Raw genomic sequence first — 19,116 nt, 5'->3', positions numbered from 1 at the left:
CTTGCAGCCTACGGCGCGAGGCGCTCCGCTGGGGAGGACCGGCGTTTCGGCACCTGGACCCGCTCCAGGTCTCGGGCCACCACGATCTCGCCGTCGAACTCGGCCCGGGCTTCGTCGAAGAACCGCCGCGGCTCGGTGTAGCGCTGGGAAAAGTGGGTCAGCACGAGCTGCCGGACGCCGGACTCGGCGGCCACCCGCGCCGCCTGCTGAGCGGTCAGGTGGCCGAAGTCACGGGCCAGGGTGGTGTCCTCGGCGAGGAAGGTCGACTCGATCACCAGCATGTCGGCGTCCTCGGCGAGGGCGTAGACGCCGTCGCAGAGGCGGGTGTCCATGACGAACGCGAACCGCTGGCCGCGCCGGGGCACGCTGACGTCGTCCAGGCTCACCGTCCCCAGCCGGCCGTCGCGCTGGAGCTTCCCGACGTCGGGGCCCTGGATGCCGAACGAACGCAGCCGCTCGGGGAGCATCGTCCGGCCGTCCGGCTCGATCAGCCGGTAACCGAACGCCTCGACCGGGTGACTGAGGAGCCGCGCTTCCAGGACGCCGAACTTGCCGGACGCGATCGGGCCGTCGGTCTCGACCGGCTGCTCCCGCAGGTCGGCGGTCTCGTAGAACGACGTCGCGTGCCGCAGCCGTTCGAAGTAGTGCGCGCCGGACGCCGGGAAGTGGGCGTGCACCGGGTGCTGCACCTTGTCCAGCGACAGCCGCTGGATCACGCCGGACAGGCCGAGGCTGTGGTCGCCGTGGAAGTGCGTGACGCAGATCCGCGTGACGTCCGTGGCGGCGACGCCGGCGTGCACCATCTGACGCTGGGTGCCCTCGCCGGGGTCGAAGAGGAGGCCTTCGCCGTCCCAGCGCAGGAGGTAGCCGTTCTGGTTGCGGTGGCGTGTGGGCACCTGGCTCGCGGTGCCCAGCACCACCAGTTCGCGGGTCACATCCCCGCACGCTACTCAGGCGGCGGCGGGTGTGTTCGCGATTTTGCGCAGCCGGAAGGCCAGCACGAGCAGCACGATCCCGTAGATCAGCGCGTAGATGCCGACCAGCAGCGCGACGCCGTACGCGCCCGCGATCGGGTTGATCACGATGAGGATCCCGGCGAGCACGGAGATCGCGCCGGCCAGGATGAGGAACGCCTCGCCCTGGATCTGCTTGCGCAGCCGGATCGCGGCGGCGATCTCGGCGATGCCGGTGACGATCGCCCACAGCCCGACCAGCAGCGCCAGCAGCAGCACGGTGATCCCCGGCCACACCAGCACCAGGATCCCGGCGACGATGCCGAGCACCCCCAGCACGCCGTAGGCCGCGCGGTGGGCGCCGTCGCCCGGCCGGAACGCCTGCATCAGCGCGCCGATGCCGTCCACGATCGCGTAGACGCCGTAGAGGATGGCCAGCACGAGGACGGTTTCGCCGGGCCAGACGAGCGCGAAGATCCCGAACAGCACGGCGAACACCCCGCGCACGGCGGTCAGCGGCCAGGCCTGGCGGGGTTCGACGACGATTCCGAAGGCGGTCATGTCCCGCTCCTTTGCACTCCGGGAGCCCCAGTATCGCGACATCCGACGCCGATGGCGCGGTTCACCACCCGTTCGGGCGTGGATCCCGGAGCAGCAGCTCGACGTTGCGGTCGGCCGCGGTCCCGGCGCCCCGCTCGGGGCCGTCGCGGTGCTGCCAGTAGTTCGCCGACAGCTCGCGGGACAGCCCCGCCAGCCCGATCGGGTCGTCACCGCCGCCCGTCACCGGTCCACTGTGGTCGACGATCGTGACCACAATGGACAGCGTGCCGTCGGCGTTGTCACGCACCTCGACGAGCCGGGCCTGCTGCGGCCAGTCGATGTGCGACGCCGTCGTCACTTCCCAGAACGTCGCCTGCGGGGTCACCTTGTTCTCGTGGGTGTGACCGTTCACCCAGAGGACGACGTTCGGCGACGCGTGCAGCAGCGCGGCCAGCTCGTCGGCCAGCACCCGCCGGTCCGGGCCGTGGTCGTTGACCAGCGTGTCGAGGGGGTGGTGGCTGAACAGCACGACGAGCCGGTCCGCCGACGCCGCCAGCTCCGCCCGCAGCCACTCGAACTGGGGAACGTCGAGCGAGCCTTGCCAGAAGCCGTGCGGGTTGACCGTGTCGAGCACCAGGCAGCGCAGGACGCCGTGGTCGAAAGCGTAGTAGGCGGTGTCGGACTCGGCGTTCGCCCGGACGTATCCGTGGCCGTGGCAGTCGACGTGCGCGCCGATCCACTCGGCGCGCGAGACGTGCCGGCGCTCGGGGTCGGGCGTCACGGGCACCGTGGCGCCGTCCAGCAGCCGCGCGACGACGTACCGCTCGGCCTGGTCGAAGCCGTGCAACAGCTCGACGACGTCGCCCGCGGGCAACGCCGTCAGCTTGTCCCCGCCGACCGTGACGTCCGCGAGTTCCGGCCACGGCGGGACGACGCCCTGCAGCATGTTGTCGTGGTTGCCGTAGACGGCGTACCACGGCACCCGCAGCCCGGTCGCCTCGAACGGGCGCGCGGCCGCGTCGAGGGCGCCCGGCGCTTCCGGGAAGCCGTAGCGGGCCCGCGCGTGGTCGTCTTCGCAGCCCTCCGGCGTGCCGTCGGGGTGCCAGTAGCGGACGTCGTAGGTCGCCGGGTCGCTCGCGTGGACGCCCTCCCAGTGCCCGCGCTTCCCGGAATCGGGGTCGACCGGGCCACCGTCGAGCGTGCCCAGGTAGGCGCGCAGTTCGTTGGCCTGGCAGGCGTCGGTCGCGTCGCCGGTGGACACCGCGAAGTCGACGTCGAACTCGTTGACCGCGCGGACCATCGCCTCGACGACGTGCGTCGTGAAGACGTCCTGCGGCCGGTAGGTGCCGATCAGCGGCAGGTAGGGCCGCAGCGGCGAATCCGGGTCGGCGTGCCGTTCCAGGTACTCGACCCGGGTCGGCGACTGCGCGTCCATCACGTGCAGGTCCGACAGGTGCGCGAACCGCGCCAGCGGCGTCCCGGGCCGGGACGGCGAGGCCGGCGCGAGGTCCTCCCGGACGGCGTGCGGTTCGCCCGGTGCCTCGGCGAGCCGCCGGTAACCCAGCTCGCCCGCCTCGGCCCGGACGATCCGCCGGCGCGTCGTGTCCACTACGCGTCCGCCGCCAGCAGGACCGGGCGGCTGCCGAAGCCGACGGCCGCCGTGCTGCCCGGGAGCAGCTCCGCGGCCGTCACGCTCGGCAGGTCCGCGAGCACCGTCGTGCCGTCCGGCAGCACCGCCGTGAGGCGGGTGACCGCGCCGCGGAAGCTGTGGTCGGTGACGCGGGCCGGGCCGCCGGGTTCGAGCGTCACCGATTCGGGGCGGACCAGCACGCGCACGGCCGCGCCGTCCGCCCGCTCCCCCGGCTCGGCCAGCTTCAGCCGCTGCCCGGCGACGTCGACCTCGGTGCCGCCGCCGGTGACGGTGCCCGCGAGGTGGTTCATCGTGCCGACGAACTCCGCCACGAACGCCGTCGCCGGGCGCGCGTACAACGCGGCCGGGGTGTCGCACTGCTCGAGCCGGCCGTCCTTCATCACGCCGACGCGGTCGGCGATCGACAGCGCCTCCTCCTGGTCGTGCGTGACGAACAGCGTGGTGATGCCGACCCGCAGCTGCAGCCGGCGGATCTCGTCCCGCAGCTGGGTGCGCACCTGGGCGTCCAAAGCGGACAGTGGCTCGTCGAGCAGCAGCACGCGCGGCTCGATGGCCAGCGCCCGGGCGAGCGCGACGCGCTGCTGCTGGCCGCCGGAGAGCTGGTGCGGGTAGCGCTTGGCGTGGCTGTCCAGCCCGACCAGCTCCAGCAGCTCCTGCGCGCGCTGGTGCCGGGGCACCGTGCCCTGGCCGCGCAACCGGAGGCCGAACGCGACGTTGTCCAGCACGGTCAGGTTGGGGAACAGGCTGTAGGCCTGGAACACCATGCCCATGTCGCGCTTGTTGGCCGGCACGCCGACGACGTCGGTGCCGTCGACGAGCACCTCGCCCGAGTCGACCTGCTCGAGGCCGGCCAGCACGCGCAACGCCGTCGTCTTGCCGCAGCCGGACGGCCCGAGCAGCGCGACCAGCTCGCCGGGCTCGATCAGCAGGTTCAGCCCGTCGAGGGCCTTGACGTCGCCGAACTCGCGGCGCAGGCCGCGGAATTCCACGGAGGCACCGGTTTTGGTCTCGATCATCAGGCGGTTCCTTGCGGTGCGGGGGCGATGGGCGCGGCCGGGTTGTGCTCACGACGGCGGCGGCCCGCGACGAGGGACAGGACGAACAGCAGCAGGAACGCGACGAACAGGCTGAACAGCGACACCGCGACCGACACGCCGGCCTCGGACTGTCCGGTTTGGACGGTCCACACCGGGAAGGTGTCCATCAGCAGGATGCTGGCCAGGGTGTATTCGCCGAGCACCAGCGCGAGGTTGAGGAACGCGGCGCCGAACACCGCGCTGCGGATGTTGGGCACGATCACCCGCAGCAGCACGGTGCCCCAGCCGGCACCGAGGCTGCGCGCGGCCTCGACCAGCGTCGGCAGCGCGATCGCCTGCAGGCCCGCGTCGAGCGTGCGGTAGGTGAACGGCAGCGCGAGGACGACGTACTCCAGCACGAGGATCACCGGTGTCCCGTTGATCACCTCCGGCGCGTCCGCGAACACCACGAGCACGCCGTTGACCAGCACGATCGGCGGGATGACCAGCGGCAGCAGGCTGATCCCCTCCATCACCCGGCGCAGCTTCGGCTTGCGCAGGTGCACCCAGCTGACCGTCGGGACCATGATCAGCAGCGTGAGCACGACCGTGCCCGCGGCGACCCACAACGACGTGCCCAGCGTCTCGAACAGGCCCGGCTCGTCGAGCAGCTTGCTCCACGAGACGAAGCTGTGCGTGTCGTTGACGTCGCGCAGGCTGAACTCGACCGACGCCGCCATCGGCACCAGGAAGTACAGGCCGAACAGGGTGAGAATGGTCCAGCGACCCCATTTGTTCGTCATCCGAGCCACCTCGACGCGCGCCGCTGCATCCACGAGTAGAACGCCATCACGATCGCGACCACGACGATCATGCCGAGGCCGAGCGCCTTCCCGAGGTTCTGCTGGTCCGCCACGACGTTGCCGGAGACCAGCGAGCCGATCTGGATCGGCACCAGCGGGATGATGCCGGTGGTCAGCGCGTACGCGGTGGCGTAGGCGCTGAACGCGTTGGCGAACAACAACAACGTCGAAGCCAGGAACGGCGGCAGCAGCACCGGGACGGCGATGAGCCGGAAGTACTGCGCGCGCGTCGCGCCCAGGTTTTCCGCCGCCTCGCGCCACTGCGCGCGCATGCCTTCCAGCGCCGGGGTGAACACGATGACCATCAACGGGATCTGGAAGTAGATGTAGACGATCGCGATGCCGGAGAAGCTGAACAGGCTGAACCCGGACGCGTAGAGGTCGAGGCCCAGGCCGGTCAGCGCCTTGGTGACGATGCCGATGCTGCCGAGCGTGGCGATGAACGCGAACGCCAGCGGCACGCCGCCGAAGTTGGCCAGCACGCCGGCCGCGCTGGAGACGACCTTGCGCAGCAGGCCGTCCGGCTTGGACCCGAGCACGGCGTGGGCGAGCAGCGCGCCGAGCACGGCGCCGACCACGGCGGTCAGTGCGGACAGCTCGATGGACGTCACGAACGACCGGCCGAACTGGTCCTTGAAGGCCGCGCCGAGGTTGTCGGTGGTGAACGCGCCGTCGTTGTCCTGGAAGGCACCGACCGCGACCATCACCACCGGCGCGCCGAGGAAGACTCCGGTGTAGGCGAGGAAGGGCAGCAGGCCGAGATGGCCGGTCACCCACTTGAGCAAGCGCCGCACGAACCCGGGGCGCACGGGCACGGCGGCAGGCGACCCAGCGCCTGCCGCCGTGGTGAGGGTTTCGGCCGTCACGTCAGCCGACGGCCTTCGCCCACTCGTCCGCGACGACCTTCTTGGCCGCGTCGATCTGGTCGTTGCTCGGGAACTTCGTCTCGCCGGGGATCTGCGGCAGGGCCGCGAGCGAGGTCTTGTCCGCGGTGCCCGCCGTCTCCATCTTCGGCAGCCGCGCCGGGCGCGAAAGGCCCTTCAGGAAAAGGTTCTGGCCCTCGTCGGAGAACAGGAACTCCTGCCACAGCCGCGCGGCGGCCGGGTGCGGGGCGGTCTTGCTGATCGCCTGGCAGTAGAAGTTCGAGTAGACGCCGTCGGCCGGGACCGCGACCTTCCAGTCGACCTTGCCCTCGAGCTTCTTGGCGTAGCCGGCCTGCAGGTAGTCCCAGTCGAGCGTGATCGGCGTCTGGCCGCTTTCGACGGTCGCCGCGCTCGACTGCACCGGGATGAAGTTGCCGGACTTCTTGAGGTCACCGAAGTAGGTGATGCCGGGCTTGATGTCGGCGAACGAACCACCGTTGGCCAGCGCCGCGGCGTACACGCCGGCGAACGCCGCGCCCGCCTTCGTCGGGTCGCCGTTGAGCGCGATCTTGCCCGCGTACTCCGGCTTCTTCAGATCGGCGAAGGACTTCGGCGGGTTCGGCACCTTCTTGGCGTCGTAACCGATGGAGATGTAGCCGCCGTAGTCGTTGACCCACTGGCCGTCGGCGTCCTTCTGGTTGTCCGGGACGTCGGCGAAGGTCGCGACCTTGTAGGGCGCGAGCAGGCCGTCCTTGGCCGCCGTCAGCGCGAAGGCGCCGCCGAGGTCGAGCACGTCCGGGGCGCGGTCCTGGCCCTTGAGCTGCTTGACGGCGTTGACCTCGTCCTGGCTCGAGCCCTCGGGGTTGGCCTCGGTGACCTTGAGGCCGTACTTCTTCTTGAAGGCGTCGAGGACCTCGCCGTAGTTCGCCCAGTCGTGCGGGAGGGCGATGACGTTGAGGGTGCCTTCCTTCTTCGCCGCCTCGACGAGCTTGTCGAGGCCGCCGAGGTCGGCGGCCGACTTGGCGGTGCCGGCGGCACCGGAGTCCTTGCTGTCGGAAGATCCGCCACAGGCGGTGAGTACCAGGGCACCTGCGGCGACCGCCGCGGTGAGCGCCGCGAAACGTCTGTTCACTTGCTACGTCCTCCGATACCCGGGGTGGCTGTGCGAGCGAACGCTCCCCGAGCAAGGTGAACAATCCATAACTTCCCGGTAAATATGTACTACCGTACGCATGCACGCTCTGTAATCAGACTTTTCGCCCGTTCGGCGGTTGCCCGTTAACCCGGCCGACGGATTTCGCGTGAGGACTTCCGTTACGGACAATGAGGACCGGCGTGCGCCGCGGCCGCCACCACGACGCACGCCGGTTGATCAGGGGTAACTCACCAGGTTGACCGGCTTGGTCCCGGTCGGCGTCGTGTCACCGGTGGTGTTGATGACGTGCGTGATCGTCCCCTGGTAGTTCAGCGAGACGGTCACCATGTCGTGGAACTTGACACCCGCGGTGTTCGGCGCCTCGAAGGCGTGCGCGCTGGCGACCGAGGGGTTGGTGCTGAAGTAGCAGTAGCTGCCCAGCCCCCACGCCTCGTGACTCGTCACGTTCGGGCCCACCTTGTACGCGGAGTAGCCCTTCGTGGAGCCGTTCATCCAGCCCGCCTGGTTCGGCACGTCGTACGGCATCTCGTTCTGGAAGAAGTACGTCCGGCCGCCGTTGCCGTTCCAGACGACCTGCGTCTTCTGGTAGTGCTCGACGAACAGGCCGTACATCGTCACGTTGTTGCCGTTGACCGTGAGCCCGTTGTCGGCGGTGTTGGTGCTCCAGCCGACGTTGTTGCCGTTGTCGGCGTGGTCGGCGCGCCAGATCCACATGTGGTCGCCGATCACGTTGTTGCTGTTCACCACCAGGCTGTTGGTCGCCTTGCCGACGGCCGGGCCGCCGATCCGGAAGAACACGTCGTGCAGCGACGTCGGGTCGGCCGAGTGGTCGGCGGTCGAACCGGCCGCACCGACCTGCATCAGCGTGTTCGAGTTGGTCGTACCGGCGTCGATCAGCAGGCCGGCCACCTTGACGCCGTTGACGTCGTCGACGTTCATCGCGGTGACGCCGCCGTCCGGCACCAGGGTCGCGATGCCGAGGCCGAGCACGACGGTGTCGGGCCGGGTCACGTGCAGCGCCTGGTTGAGGTGGTAGACACCGGGCGTCACCAGCAGGTTCTTCCCGGCGGCCAGCGCGGCGTTCATGTCCGCGGCGGTCGCGCCGGGCTTGGCGATGTAGAACTGGTCGATCGGCAGCGAGGTGCCCGGCGCGGCGCCGTTCGCCCAGCTCGTGCCGGCCGCGTTGGTCTTCACGCCGGGGACGAACACCTGGTAGTTGCCGGCGTTGTCGATGTAGAGGAACGGCTTCTCGCGCACGACCGGCGTCGAGGCGACGGTGGTGTAGGGCGGCGACGGGAAGGTGTTCGAGGGAGCACCCTGGACGCCGGCGAAGACCATGTTCCAGTTCGAGCCGTTCCAGCTGCCGAACTGCGAGTTGCGCGAGATCCACTGCTGCTGCGAGCCGGAGCGGACCTGGCCGTCGATCTTCGAGTCGGAGATCCAGCCGCCACTGGCCCAGCCGCCGTCGTCGAGCTGCAGGTCACCGCGGACGTGCATGCGGCGGTACGGCGCGGCCTGGCTGACCGCCCACCGGTCGGCGCCGCCGGTCGGGTTGACGGACAGGTTCTCGGCGCCACGCCAGAAGTTCTGCGTCGCGTTCTGCGGCGGGAACCAGTCGGCCTCGACGTGCACGGCGCCGTTGATCGTCACGGCGTCCGGGCTCAGCCCGAGGCCCAGCACCTGCGTGTAGAAGCCGACGTTCACGTCGTTGGAGTACGTGCCCGGCTTGAACATCACGGCGTAGCGCTGGCTGCCGAACTGGTTGCGTTCCTGCTGGCCGAAGATGCCGTTGAGCCGGCTCTGGATGCTGGAGCTCGACATGGACGGGTCGAAGATCACCACGTTCGGGCCGAGGTCCGGCTGCCCGGAGGTCGGAGGAGTAGTGCCACCCACAGGGGTAAGTGTGAACGACTGCGCACTGGTGTTGTTACAGGAGTACTGCTGAAGCTGGACGGAGTCGGCGGTGGAAGCGCTCGGCACGTCGAGGCACTTCCCGCTGTTGCGGTTCACGAAGTGGTACCGCCCGCTGCCCTCGTCGACGGCCTGCCACTGCTGGTTGAGGCCGTTCGAGTAGCTCCACAGCTGCACGAGCCCGCCGTCGGCGGTCGAGACATCGGTGACGTCCCAGGCCGCGGCGGCGTTGTTGCGGGTGTTGACGCGGAAGTAGCCGTCCCCGGTCGACTGGAACTGCCACTCCTGGGAAGCGCTTTGATTGCAGCTGTACTGCTGCACGACGGTGCCATTCGCACTCGCGGCAGCCCGAGCATCAACACACTTCCCACTGTTCACGGCGGCGACCGTGTACCACCCGTCAGGGGTGATCGCGGCCTGAGCCGCCGGCGCCGCCGCTACGACGGTGAGCAAGCCCGCGACCAGGGCGGACGCTGCCGAGAGCACCGTCATCACCCGCCGTCGCACCGGACTCTTCATCGAAACCTCCTCTGCCGCACAGGCGGCGTTCTTCGAGCAGGAAACGGCAGAGGCATGCCCGGTGAAGACGCGGCGTAACGGGCGGGGACCTCGGCGTCACAACCGCCGAAAATGTAACGGCGGACACACCGGGAGTCAATACACGCCTAAAAATAAGTCCTAAAACTGCAGGTCACAAGGTTGCGACCGAGTTGGTGACCATGCGGGCACCCCCGCGTCAGGGGCCTCTGGGCGGCGTGTAGTGTATGGCCATACGAGATGCGGAGTTCACCTTCGCCTCGGGGCTATGGCGCAGCTGGTAGCGCACCTCACTGGCAGTGAGGGGGTCAGGGGTTCGAGTCCCCTTAGCTCCACAGTGACGAAACACCGCTCACCGGGACAGAAGTTCCAGGTTGAGCGGTTTTTCGTTCCGGCAAACTTTGAGTTTCGTCAAGAAGAAGTTCAGTTACCGGCGAGTAGCTGGGGGCAAACTGGGGCATCGCGCCGACGGCGGCGAAATGGGGTCACGAAAAGTGCTCCAGTAGCGTCCCCCGAACAGGTGGATCCCCAGAGGTACTTAATCAGGCCGCACACCGCGCCCGTCAGCGCTCGTATTGGAGCGCCTCCGGCAGCCCGTACGCCCCGGCATCGGCCAGCTTGTCCACGACGTCGAGACATCGGTTGCGCATTGCCGCGTCGCCTTGCCGGTAGAGCCGGAGCACGACGGCGACGATGTCACGGCAGATGGCAGCGGCAGCACGGCTTAGATCGCCGAGTTCGACGCCGGCGTGCTCCACGGCGCGTTCGCAGGCGATGATCGTGGTCGAGGGCAGTCTCAGGCTTCGCTCGAGCTCGTGGAAGAGGTCACCGAAGTGGTCCAGGAAGGCTCGGCTAGCCGCGTATGCCGCCACAACGCGTTCGCTGATCGAGGCAGAGTCGGGCTCGTGGAGGACTCGGATCGCCGCAGCGGCGGCTTTGCGGACATCCGGGTCACCGTCGTCGAACAACCTCACGAGCACTCCGTGGGCACGCTGCGGCGCCGTGGCCATGGTCTGCGCAGCCCCCTGCCGAGCCCGAACAGGCAAGTCGGCGATGTCGGAAGGACATGCCTCCGGCAGCAGGTCGTTCAACGATGCGTTGGCCCAGATGTGGCCGGCTTTCACCGCGATGTCGTCGTCCGCGTCGAGTGCGCGGTTGAGATGCCCAGAGAAACGGGCACCTGCACGATAAATGGAGTACTTCAACAACCTGTTAGCTGCATTGGGATGGTAAATGTCGATGTCGCTGCTGGCGAACAGAGCGTCAGCGACACTGTTGCCACTAAAAATAATGATGGCCGCATCATTATCCCTGAATTGCTCCCTGATGCGTTCAGGCAGGGTGAAGATGCAACGCTGCGGCGGTATAGCCGTGTTTTTCTGGCGAAGTTCTACCTATTGGTATTTTAGCCAAATTATACTCGCCTGTGGCTGGGTCATCTCTTCAGGAGCGACGGTCGCTATCCGAATCCGAAGTAGGCGGACTGGGATACTAGCCGGAGGGGGTCGTTGTCTTTGGATAAGATCTTTGCCCTTTGCCTTTTGTGTAGAGATTCAAATAAACTAGTAGCAGATGAACCATTTACTCGACCAGCTCTACAAGACCAAGCTCCAGCTCGCCGGCCTCGTGACCGCCGTGATCGGTGTTGCACTTCTCTTTCTGGCACGGCACGTCGAGGGCGTGCCGACGTTGAGCTGGCTGGCGGGATGGCCGACGAAAGAACTTGGCAGCACGTTTCTGGGCCTAGGCGTTTTCGGCTTGATCTTCGAGTACTACGCCCACAAAGAAGCAGAGGCTCGAGCAACCGAGAACTTTCGCAATGCCCTACGGCAAGAAGCACCTGCGCTTGTCGATGCTGTTCTGGACAGCTTTGCGGCCAGCCCCGGCCAGCTAAAGAACATCGCCTCAGATGAGACCCTCGACCGGATTGCGGCCAACACGATTGGTCTGCGCGTTGATGACACCGAGCTGGCGGCAGAGGCTTACGCCGATCTCCGCGAACAAGTCATCCGCTCGCCGCAGCGATGGCGGGACGTTGACATCTCGGTGTCACTGAGTTCGTGGAAAGCTGGCCCGACTCAGGGGCGCGGGTCGATGTTCGTCGCCACGGTTCGGTAGGAGTACAAGGTACGTCCGGTCAGTTCGACGATGCGCTTTGTCTGCTTGTCCGATGAGTCGGAGTACCGAGACCTGCGGCGCGATCCAACCGCCGCCGGGCGGTGGTACTTCGATACATCGGTACCTCTCGACGCCGCCGACCCTGAAGTCTTCACGCTGGTTCGCCTGTCGGTCGACGGCAACGACAGGAAGATCCGCCGTTCGACCAGGGAGGGCAGCCAGCAGGCGACCGTGAGCCTCGGCCCGGAAGTAGTCGGCCGCGATGTGGCCATCTCCTACACCGCGTGCTGGTGCAACGCCACGGCCGCCTGCTCTATCTCGACATCCCGCGACCAACCAAGGGCGTCCATGTCAAGTTCGACTACGCCAACGCCGGCATCCGCCGCGTCAACGTGATCGACTACTTCGCCGGTCCAGCTGCGTCTCGCGTCGGGCGTCAGCGGCACCGATTCCGGCCAAGACGATTGACGTCAGCGGCGGGTCTTCCCAAGGGCCGACGAAAGTGGTCAACGGTGTCATCCTAGGAGATTCCAGTGCAAAGCCACTGAAGTCCTCGGCGAGCAATGAGAACCGCCGCGATCGTATAGGCTGGGTGCCCGACGGATGTTGCCAATGCGTCAAAAACTGTCGATGCTTCGACAGGCACAGTTGAGTGGATAGCCCGCTTCACTGCGCCTTTTTTGCACAACGCAGTCCGGAATTCGGGAAGGTGCTCCTGGAACCATTGCTTTCCAAACCGATGGTTCCGACCTCTGTCACGGGTACCCATACCGGAACCGTCTCCAAGTAGACTCTCGCCGAGCGCATCGAAGAGCTCGTCTTCGTCCATCTCGTCATAGGAAGAGAAGTCGGTATTAGCTGACATTTTTACTTCCAATCTTTCGGGCTAGCACAGTAGTGGCGGCACTTGCGCAAATGCTTTTCAGGGTATACAGGTCTTCGGGCGTGCCGGTCATTTTACCCGCGTCATTCATGCCAGTCAGGGCCGAGCATTCAACAATGGCTGCGTGCAGACTAGAGTATGCTAAGGCCGAGTTAGGGTCAAGAATATGCTTGACATTCCATCGACTTACGCCCCACTCCTCAAGTGCGCGTCTCACTTGCCCATTCAATGCCGCCTTCACACCTTCAGTCAGGTCGACATACCCCAGGTCCCGTAATCGTTCAAAAAATTGGAGATGCTCAGGGTCGCCAAGCGATTGCATTTGATCAATTTGGGCAACCGCTTCAAGGTGATCCCAATCAAGGAGATCTGTCCTGATCTCTGGATCGGCATCTATGCGGTCCCAGCCGACATGGGGGAAGTGAGCTGTAAAATTAGTAGCGAGGTCAACGGCCTGGCTGAGTTGAACTGATCCGGCAAGAAGCAACTCTGAGGGTAAGTGGGCAGCCCTTCGCATAAGGTCGACTATCCGGGTTTGTGGATTCGGATGAGTGCTTCCTTGACGGATCAGCAAACCGCGTTCGCCGATGTCGACTGCGAGGATTGCCACGAGCGCGCCCCAGAGTGCGACCGGCTGAGTTGTAGGGGCCTCGTTCGCCAGCATGATATCTAGTGCTAGCTGGTCGGCTTCTGACTCAAGGCGCTGTTCCTCTTCGGGCGAACGCGTGCCCTCCGCCGTGTTGTTATTGAGACGGTGCTCCAAGATGTGGTGAGATGCTTCGTGCGCAAAGACAAACTTGTTTGCGTAAAAATTAATGAGACTTGCGGTCTCTTCTTGTCGTTCGTCTAGCTTGAAACCGAGACCGGGGCCGGGATCATCCATGCGTCGATGCAGGAGATCGTATCGAAGGAGAGCAGCAAGAGAATATGCATCATCTTCGTGTATCAGCTTTTGGGGATCAACCTCGTCTGCCATCTGGGTCTCAAAGTGTCCAAGGATGGCTGTATTAATTGAGTCTATTGACTTTGCGGCAAACGAAGATAGAACTGTGATCAGCTGCAAGGCGCTATCCGGAACGATGATAAGGCCAGAATTGTCCGCCTGGAAACTGTGCTCAGGCGTGAGGTCTGCGTTTCTCGTGGATCCGCCGATCAGGTTGACCATTCGATCGGCCGCTATTCCGAGTTGCTCAAGACTATCTTCTATCTCAACAAAGGCGTGATATGCGACGATCAGCATGGGAAACTCATGCAAATTCATGAGGCTGCTGACGGATTCCGCCTCCTCTAGTCGGGCGCTCGCATCCCGCAGGCGAAGTGCTTCTTCTACTCGATTGACTTCCAGACGAAAATCTGCGGCGAGGAGTTGCCAGTAGTGCTTGGCGGCATCGGTCGTGATGTACTTCGAGGTGTATGCAACTGGATAGCCGACTCTCCGCCAAATACGGTGAACACAGTCTAGCTCTGATACCCAGAACCGGTCAGGTCCTTGTGACTGATCCTTGCGCCCGAGTGTCGTGGCAATTTGATAAAAGTCTTCCCCTGGGCCTGAGTTATCGTCGAGTATAAGAAGTGCCGTTATGAGAGGTAGCTCAAGGTCGATGCATGCCTTTGACGTAATATTTAGCAGAGAGTCAAACTTGCGCCTTGAGACTCGATGCCAAGGAAGCGCCACCCTCCGAGCCAGTTCGGAGTAACAGATGAAGATATCTGATTTTTTTCCTCGTCTCGCTACAAACTCAAGGTGATCCACGAAGCTTCTCGCTTGCTGCAACCAGGAGTTGCGACGGACGTGCTTGCCAGCGAGATACCAGTCCACTGCGGCGGAGAGTGCGATGTCAGGTATGAGCGTTCGGTCGCTCTTTTCGTTGTCAGCGTTTGACACAGCTCGTCTCACTACTTGGGGAGGTTGCATCAGGTTTGATCGCAATGCATTCAGTGTGCAATGCTCAGCAGCCTCACGTACACCCAATCACGTGAGTGCCTTCGTGGGCGGCAGCTATCACCGCATGATTGCTCGGCTGCAAAATTGCCGCTGTCTGTGATCTTGCCCCGTCGGCTTAGCCCCAGGCAGCGGTTCGGTGTGCTGTTTCAACACAACCGGAGCTTGGACATCTCCTGGCCACATGACCACATGATAGAGGTCTTCGCCGTGGATGCCGTCACTCGATATGGTGGAAAACCCCTGGCATAGACACGCGCTGAGTAGTCCCCAACCGGGAACAGCGGTTCGAGGGATCGAGTCCCCATAGTCCAGCATCGACACGATGACCTTGCCCGACTCGACGTGCAAGCCGGCCTCGGTGACCGTTGGCCAGTCGCTGATCTGCTCGCCACGCTGACCGAGTTCAACAATCTTTGCACGCGTCGAGCCTCGTCGTCCGAGTGCTGATGCTGGGACGCGCGCACGGAATCTGGTGGTCAGCGATAGAGCACCGCATCGACCGCGACCTCCGGGTGCCAGCGTGCGCACACCGCTTCAGCGTGCTACGCGACGAGCTGAATCGGATCGAGCTGCACGTCTCGTCCGCTCATGCCCCTGACAAGTCGTCCACCGTCACCGGGCGGCCGGTTCGAGCCGCTCCCGCTGACGTTGGCCAGGTGTCCAATCCTGCTGAGCAGAAGGCTGGTCCGCCGCCGAGTAGGTACAACACCAACCGGACACCCTGACGAAGAGGTCACCTAAGTCAGAGGTGGTACGCAGCGCAGTCCGCGCGCAGCCGGTCGTACTCGGTGCTCTGCCGTCCCTCGGTCGTCGGGCGTGGGCCGAGTGCGTCGCATCCTGAAGGCACGCGGTAGACAATCCGATAGTGGATCAGGCGGATGGCAGTGTCCAGCCAGTCACGCCAGTCCCGGCCGGCGATGCCGCACCCCAGAGCCAGGTCCAACCAGATGGGCAGCACCAGCCCGCCGTCGAGAACGGGATAGAGGTACGCGTCGATATTCTGGTACAGGATGCGTTCCGCTTGATCCCCCAGCTCGGCGCGGTGCCGGAGGTCGGCCCTTTGCTGTTCGGCGATGTCCAGGTCTGCCTGGGCCCGGCACGCGTCGGCCATCGCCGGGGGAAGCAGCCGAGCAAGACGTGCTGCTTCCGTCCGGTTGCCGGCCCACCGGTCTAGCAGTCCGGCCAGTGCCCTCCTGCTCGTCGTCGGATCCACCGTGGCCAGATCACGAGCGGCCGCTACCGCTTCGTGCAGATGACGCTGGTACGCGGCGTTGTCGTCGCGGTACCGCTTAATCCGGGCCGCTGGCTCCTGGGTTCCCGTCGTACCGCGCAACCGTTGCGCTGCCTCCCTGCCCTCGGCCACCTGCACGCCGAGTTCGGCCTGACCGGACGCCCAGTCGTCGATGTCGGCCTTCCTTCCCTGCACCTGGCTCAGACGCATCTGCCGGTTCAGCACGACGTACTGGCGCTGCGCGCTCTCCGCGTTCTTCGCGACCAAGGCAACCTCCCGCCGCACCGCGGTGAAGCTCTTGCCCACAGACTTGTGATGTTCGTCGACGAGCATCCTCGTGCTGTTCAGCTCACCCCGGATCTTTTCCAGTTCGCTTGCGACGGCCTGGATCGCGTCCTCGAACACGGCCACGACGGTTTTGAAGGAGTCCCGGATCGGGCCGGGGATCCTCGGGTCGTCGAATGTACGCCGGATGCTCGACGCCCATTCGTTCAAACGGCGCAGGGCCATCGAAAACTCGGTGCGACGGTCAGGCACGTCGGCCTCCCACGACGAGCAGGACGGCGCCGGACGTCACGGCCACCACCGTCAGGACGAGCAAGACCGTGTTCCATCCACCGAAAGCCGCCAGCAGCAGGAACACCAGGGCCGCCGCCAAAGCGGCCCGGCCGCCGAGACGGCACAGCCGGGCGGCGCTTGCCCTGGAGCGGCGCCGTTGTAGTCCTCCCAGCGCGTCCTCGAGCTCGTCGACGACCGGGACGAGACCGCCGAAGTCCCTGGACTCCTCCTCGGTCGCATCCCAGCGACCCAGGGCCTTCCGGAGATTTTCCTGCAGTATCCGTATCGTTTCGAGATCCTCTTCCGTCTCGTTCATCTGCATGCGACGCCCCCGGTTCGTCTTTCAGGGTGAACATCGAAATGTACGTCCTGAACACGCGGCGCCGGGTTTTGTTGCGTCACCGATCCGCTGGTGCAACATTGGCGGCGTGACCCCACGGCGACGAGGCAGGCCGAACACTGTCCCCGACGACATCGAAAGAGATCTTTTCGGCGCCGTTTCCCACCAGAGCGCGGCGCGGTGGCTGTTGCGGACGTGCCGGACGCACTCGCCCGATCCAGCCCTGTCGACGGTGCGCGGGTTCGCCACGGCACTGAACGGGCCCTCGCACCCGGGCACGGATGCGAGCACGATATCCCGCTGGGAGCGGCTGACCACGAGGATGCCGGCGGCGGCCGTCGCTCGCTACGAGAAGCTGTGCGATCTGCCAGCGGGGCAACTCGCAGCGGTCCTGACGAGTTTGGGGCACGGACCGAACCGCGCCGCTGACCACCCGGCGCCGTCCGTGCGCTCCCGCATGTCGGACCTACTGGACCGTGGTCTCGGCTCAGACGAACTGAGCGGCGTCGACTGGCTGGAACTCATCGAATTCCTCGTCACTTCCGGGAACTTGTTGCCGACGCGGGACTGGCACCTGCTGGTGACGCGGTTGCTCACCGAGATGTCCGTCTCCGTGAGCTGGCACTACCTCCACCGGCTGGCCGCCCTCCACCGCCTCCACCACCATCCGGAAGCCGCCCGCGCACTCGTGCCGGTGATCGCCGGGTTCGTCACCGCCCAGTCCTGTCAGGTGATCGCCGATCCACTGGCCCTCCTGGCAGCCAATCCACAACCCTCGGCCCAGCCGCTGCTCATGCGACTGCTCCGGCACCCGCTCGACGAGCACCACCTGCGCGCGGCGATGGTCGCCTGGTCGGTACGCACCACCGCCACGTCGGACGACGTCGTGCGCCGCATCGCCGCCGTGGCCGCCGGGCACCTTCTCGACCCGGGACAGCCGCAAGCGGTCCGGCGAGCGGCGGCCGACCTCCTCGCCACCTGCCCCGCCGACACGCTCGACACCGGCGTGCGCCATGTCCGTCGGGGGCTGCGGGTGGAGCTGGATCTTCGTGCCGTTCTCGACCACCGCGCCCTGATCACCCCCGCGTCGAACGCCTCCGTGGTCGCCACGCTCACCGAAGCCGTCCAGGACGCCGACGAAGACGACGGCTCAACCCTCCCCAGTCTCATCCACCAGGCGATGTACAGCACGAACAGCGACGCGAAGGTCATCGCAGGCAACGTGCTCGGTGCGTCGCCGGTTCGCGCGGGGCTCGTGGCGGCCGCCTGCCGGCACCTCGCGGAGCTGGACAGCGCCCGCCAGCCCGACGACGTCGCGGCGCTGGCCGATCTCGTGGGCGGCCTCGGCGACGCCACCCATCGACCGTCCCTGGAGGGCGTGTTGACGACCCCGGCTCCCGGCGCCGTCGTCGCAGCCGCTCAGGGACTGGCCCACCTACCCGGTCGTACCGACGTCGCGACCTGGCTGCGGGTCTTGGCACTGCACCCGACGCCGGAAATCGTCAGGGCGGTCGCCTACGCGGCCGGTATGAATCAGGACCGCGCGACCCTCTGGACCCTGCGTGCCGACGCCAGAGTGAGCCAACGGGTGACGTGGTGGCTGAACTTGCCATCGGCCGCCCAGCGCAGTGCGCGCCGATGAGACCGCGCGACGGCGGCCCGCCTCGCTGACCGACCTGAAGTACTCCCGCTGCGTCGCCAGTGCCCAGGGCATAAGTTTCTTCGCGAGCGCCCGGCTGAACGGGAGTACCAGGTTTGCAGTTCGGTACAGGCGGCCTCGCCGATGTGCACCCAATAAGTCCTGCTGTTCTCTTCGGTCGTTTTCTCGATTTCCGCTAGGCGGGCGCGTCGTCCGGGGGATGTCGGGTCGGCGCGGCTCCGCTCCAGCCTCGGACCAAGTCTGGGAGGTGCGCGGGGTCTCGGCGGGGACTGCACCAGAGGCGGCGTAGGTCACGAGCGCTTCGATGCCGCTGAGGCCAGCCGTCGGCAGGGCGGCCACGCGAGCGTCGCCGCGGTACTCGTTGAGCAGGGTCTGCGCGGGCCACAGGATCAGCCGGGGTTCGGCGGGCCACGGCAGGGCCGCGTGCGCGGCGAACAGGGTCGGCCGGTGACCGTCTCGGCGGCTGCACGCAGGAGCGCGGCGGCTCGGCGCATCTCGGGTGAGAAGATCGCGTCGCCCAAGGAACAGCAGCGGACGGAAGGACGGACTCATCGCGGCCAGCCTGGTCGCTTCAACCTGCATCTCGGCTACGCGCCCAAGCACCCCTTTCGGGAACGCACTCTTATGCCTCATAGCGTGGGCCCTGGCGAGCCAACCTCATCGGCACCTCGGCTCGAGACGGGGCTCGCTAGCCAAAGGTCGCTCGTAACGTTGGTCGGCTGCACTACACCGGCTGCGAGATCCTGATCGGCCGGATCCAAGCTCACGTCACTTGCCGAATGCGCCAGATGTTCGACACACGCGCGGCGCAGTCCTCTCACCAATTTCACTGGGGCACAGCTGGGGCAGACCCCTGTTACAACTGCACTGAACAAAACACGGTTGCAAGAA

16 protein-coding genes, 1 tRNA gene and 1 pseudogene are annotated in these 19,116 nt (G+C 66.0%); 5 read left to right on the top strand and 13 right to left on the bottom strand.

What is annotated here, in order from left to right:
• Positions 1-8: 8 nt before the first annotated feature.
• From OHS18_RS38400 to OHS18_RS38365, 8 genes are all read right to left on the bottom strand, one after another.
• Positions 9-935, bottom strand: a complete 927-nt coding sequence (locus tag OHS18_RS38400) for a ribonuclease Z (protein WP_328614083.1) — start codon at positions 933-935, stop codon at positions 9-11.
• A 15-nt stretch (positions 936-950) separates the two neighbouring features.
• Entirely contained in the window at positions 951-1,514 is a 564-nt protein-coding gene (locus tag OHS18_RS38395; RefSeq protein WP_328614082.1) for an HdeD family acid-resistance protein, read from the bottom strand.
• 61 nt (positions 1,515-1,575) lie between these two features.
• Positions 1,576-3,102, bottom strand: coding sequence for a TIGR03767 family metallophosphoesterase (locus tag OHS18_RS38390; protein ID WP_328614081.1), 1,527 nt, complete (start codon positions 3,100-3,102; stop codon positions 1,576-1,578).
• Positions 3,102-4,160, bottom strand: coding sequence for an ABC transporter ATP-binding protein (locus OHS18_RS38385; RefSeq protein WP_328614080.1), 1,059 nt, complete (start codon positions 4,158-4,160; stop codon positions 3,102-3,104). The genes OHS18_RS38390 and OHS18_RS38385 overlap by 1 nt, the downstream gene beginning before the upstream one ends.
• Positions 4,160-4,963 carry an ABC transporter permease gene (locus OHS18_RS38380; protein ID WP_247061559.1) on the bottom strand — a complete coding sequence of 268 codons (804 nt, stop codon included), beginning with the start codon at positions 4,961-4,963 and terminating at the stop codon, positions 4,160-4,162. Before OHS18_RS38380 ends, OHS18_RS38385 begins: the two co-directional genes overlap by 1 nt.
• Positions 4,960-5,838 carry an ABC transporter permease gene (locus tag OHS18_RS38375; protein ID WP_328614079.1) on the bottom strand — a complete coding sequence of 293 codons (879 nt, stop codon included), beginning with the start codon at positions 5,836-5,838 and terminating at the stop codon, positions 4,960-4,962. The genes OHS18_RS38380 and OHS18_RS38375 overlap by 4 nt, the downstream gene beginning before the upstream one ends.
• 52 nt (positions 5,839-5,890) lie before the next feature.
• Complete coding sequence (locus tag OHS18_RS38370) at positions 5,891-7,018, bottom strand: ABC transporter substrate-binding protein (protein WP_328444155.1); 1,128 nt, start codon at positions 7,016-7,018, stop codon at positions 5,891-5,893.
• A 240-nt stretch (positions 7,019-7,258) separates the two neighbouring features.
• Positions 7,259-9,472, bottom strand: coding sequence for an RICIN domain-containing protein (locus OHS18_RS38365; protein ID WP_328614078.1), 2,214 nt, complete (start codon positions 9,470-9,472; stop codon positions 7,259-7,261).
• Positions 9,473-9,752: 280 nt separating this feature from the next.
• On the opposite strand from OHS18_RS38365, the gene OHS18_RS38360 reads away from it, so the two are divergent.
• Positions 9,753-9,825: transfer RNA gene (locus tag OHS18_RS38360), tRNA-Ala, on the top strand.
• Between the two features lie 228 nt (positions 9,826-10,053).
• Here the strand turns inward: OHS18_RS38360 and OHS18_RS38355 are convergent.
• Positions 10,054-10,695 carry a hypothetical protein gene (locus OHS18_RS38355; protein ID WP_328614077.1) on the bottom strand — a complete coding sequence of 214 codons (642 nt, stop codon included), beginning with the start codon at positions 10,693-10,695 and terminating at the stop codon, positions 10,054-10,056.
• A gap of 21 nt (positions 10,696-10,716) precedes the next feature.
• Here OHS18_RS38355 and OHS18_RS38350 point away from each other — a divergent pair, with 21 nt between their 5' ends.
• The 3 genes from OHS18_RS38350 to OHS18_RS38340 all read left to right on the top strand — a co-directional run bounded on the left by OHS18_RS38350 (position 10,717) and on the right by OHS18_RS38340 (position 12,132).
• Positions 10,717-10,899: a hypothetical protein gene (locus tag OHS18_RS38350; protein WP_328614076.1), complete on the top strand. Its 183-nt coding sequence runs from the start codon at positions 10,717-10,719 to the stop codon at positions 10,897-10,899.
• A 163-nt stretch (positions 10,900-11,062) separates the two neighbouring features.
• Positions 11,063-11,608 (top strand): hypothetical protein, encoded by a 546-nt coding sequence (locus tag OHS18_RS38345; RefSeq protein WP_328614075.1) that lies wholly within the window; start codon positions 11,063-11,065, stop codon positions 11,606-11,608.
• A gap of 284 nt (positions 11,609-11,892) precedes the next feature.
• Positions 11,893-12,132 (top strand): hypothetical protein, encoded by a 240-nt coding sequence (locus OHS18_RS38340; protein ID WP_328614074.1) that lies wholly within the window; start codon positions 11,893-11,895, stop codon positions 12,130-12,132.
• A 330-nt stretch (positions 12,133-12,462) separates the two neighbouring features.
• Here OHS18_RS38340 and OHS18_RS38335 read toward each other — a convergent pair whose 3' ends face one another.
• The 3 genes from OHS18_RS38335 to OHS18_RS38325 all read right to left on the bottom strand — a co-directional run bounded on the left by OHS18_RS38335 (position 12,463) and on the right by OHS18_RS38325 (position 16,547).
• Positions 12,463-14,244 (bottom strand): hypothetical protein, encoded by a 1,782-nt coding sequence (locus OHS18_RS38335; RefSeq protein ID WP_328614073.1) that lies wholly within the window; start codon positions 14,242-14,244, stop codon positions 12,463-12,465.
• Between the two features lie 934 nt (positions 14,245-15,178).
• Positions 15,179-16,204 carry a hypothetical protein gene (locus tag OHS18_RS38330; RefSeq protein ID WP_328614072.1) on the bottom strand — a complete coding sequence of 342 codons (1,026 nt, stop codon included), beginning with the start codon at positions 16,202-16,204 and terminating at the stop codon, positions 15,179-15,181.
• Positions 16,197-16,547, bottom strand: coding sequence for a hypothetical protein (locus tag OHS18_RS38325; protein ID WP_328614071.1), 351 nt, complete (start codon positions 16,545-16,547; stop codon positions 16,197-16,199). Before OHS18_RS38325 ends, OHS18_RS38330 begins: the two co-directional genes overlap by 8 nt.
• Before the next feature lie 106 nt (positions 16,548-16,653).
• On the opposite strand from OHS18_RS38325, the gene OHS18_RS38320 reads away from it, so the two are divergent.
• On the top strand, positions 16,654-18,207 hold the full coding sequence (locus OHS18_RS38320) for a hypothetical protein (protein WP_328614070.1): 1,554 nt from the start codon (positions 16,654-16,656) through the stop codon (positions 18,205-18,207).
• A 303-nt stretch (positions 18,208-18,510) separates the two neighbouring features.
• Here OHS18_RS38320 and OHS18_RS48650 read toward each other — a convergent pair.
• Positions 18,511-18,777 (bottom strand): annotated as a pseudogene (locus OHS18_RS48650) (helix-turn-helix domain-containing protein); the annotation flags it as partial.
• Between the last annotated feature and the right edge of the window lie 339 nt (positions 18,778-19,116).

The sequence above is a fragment of the Amycolatopsis sp. NBC_00355 genome, assembly GCF_036104975.1.
Lineage (GTDB): Bacteria > Actinomycetota > Actinomycetes > Mycobacteriales > Pseudonocardiaceae > Amycolatopsis.
This window is presented reverse-complemented; position numbering and strand designations above follow the sequence as displayed.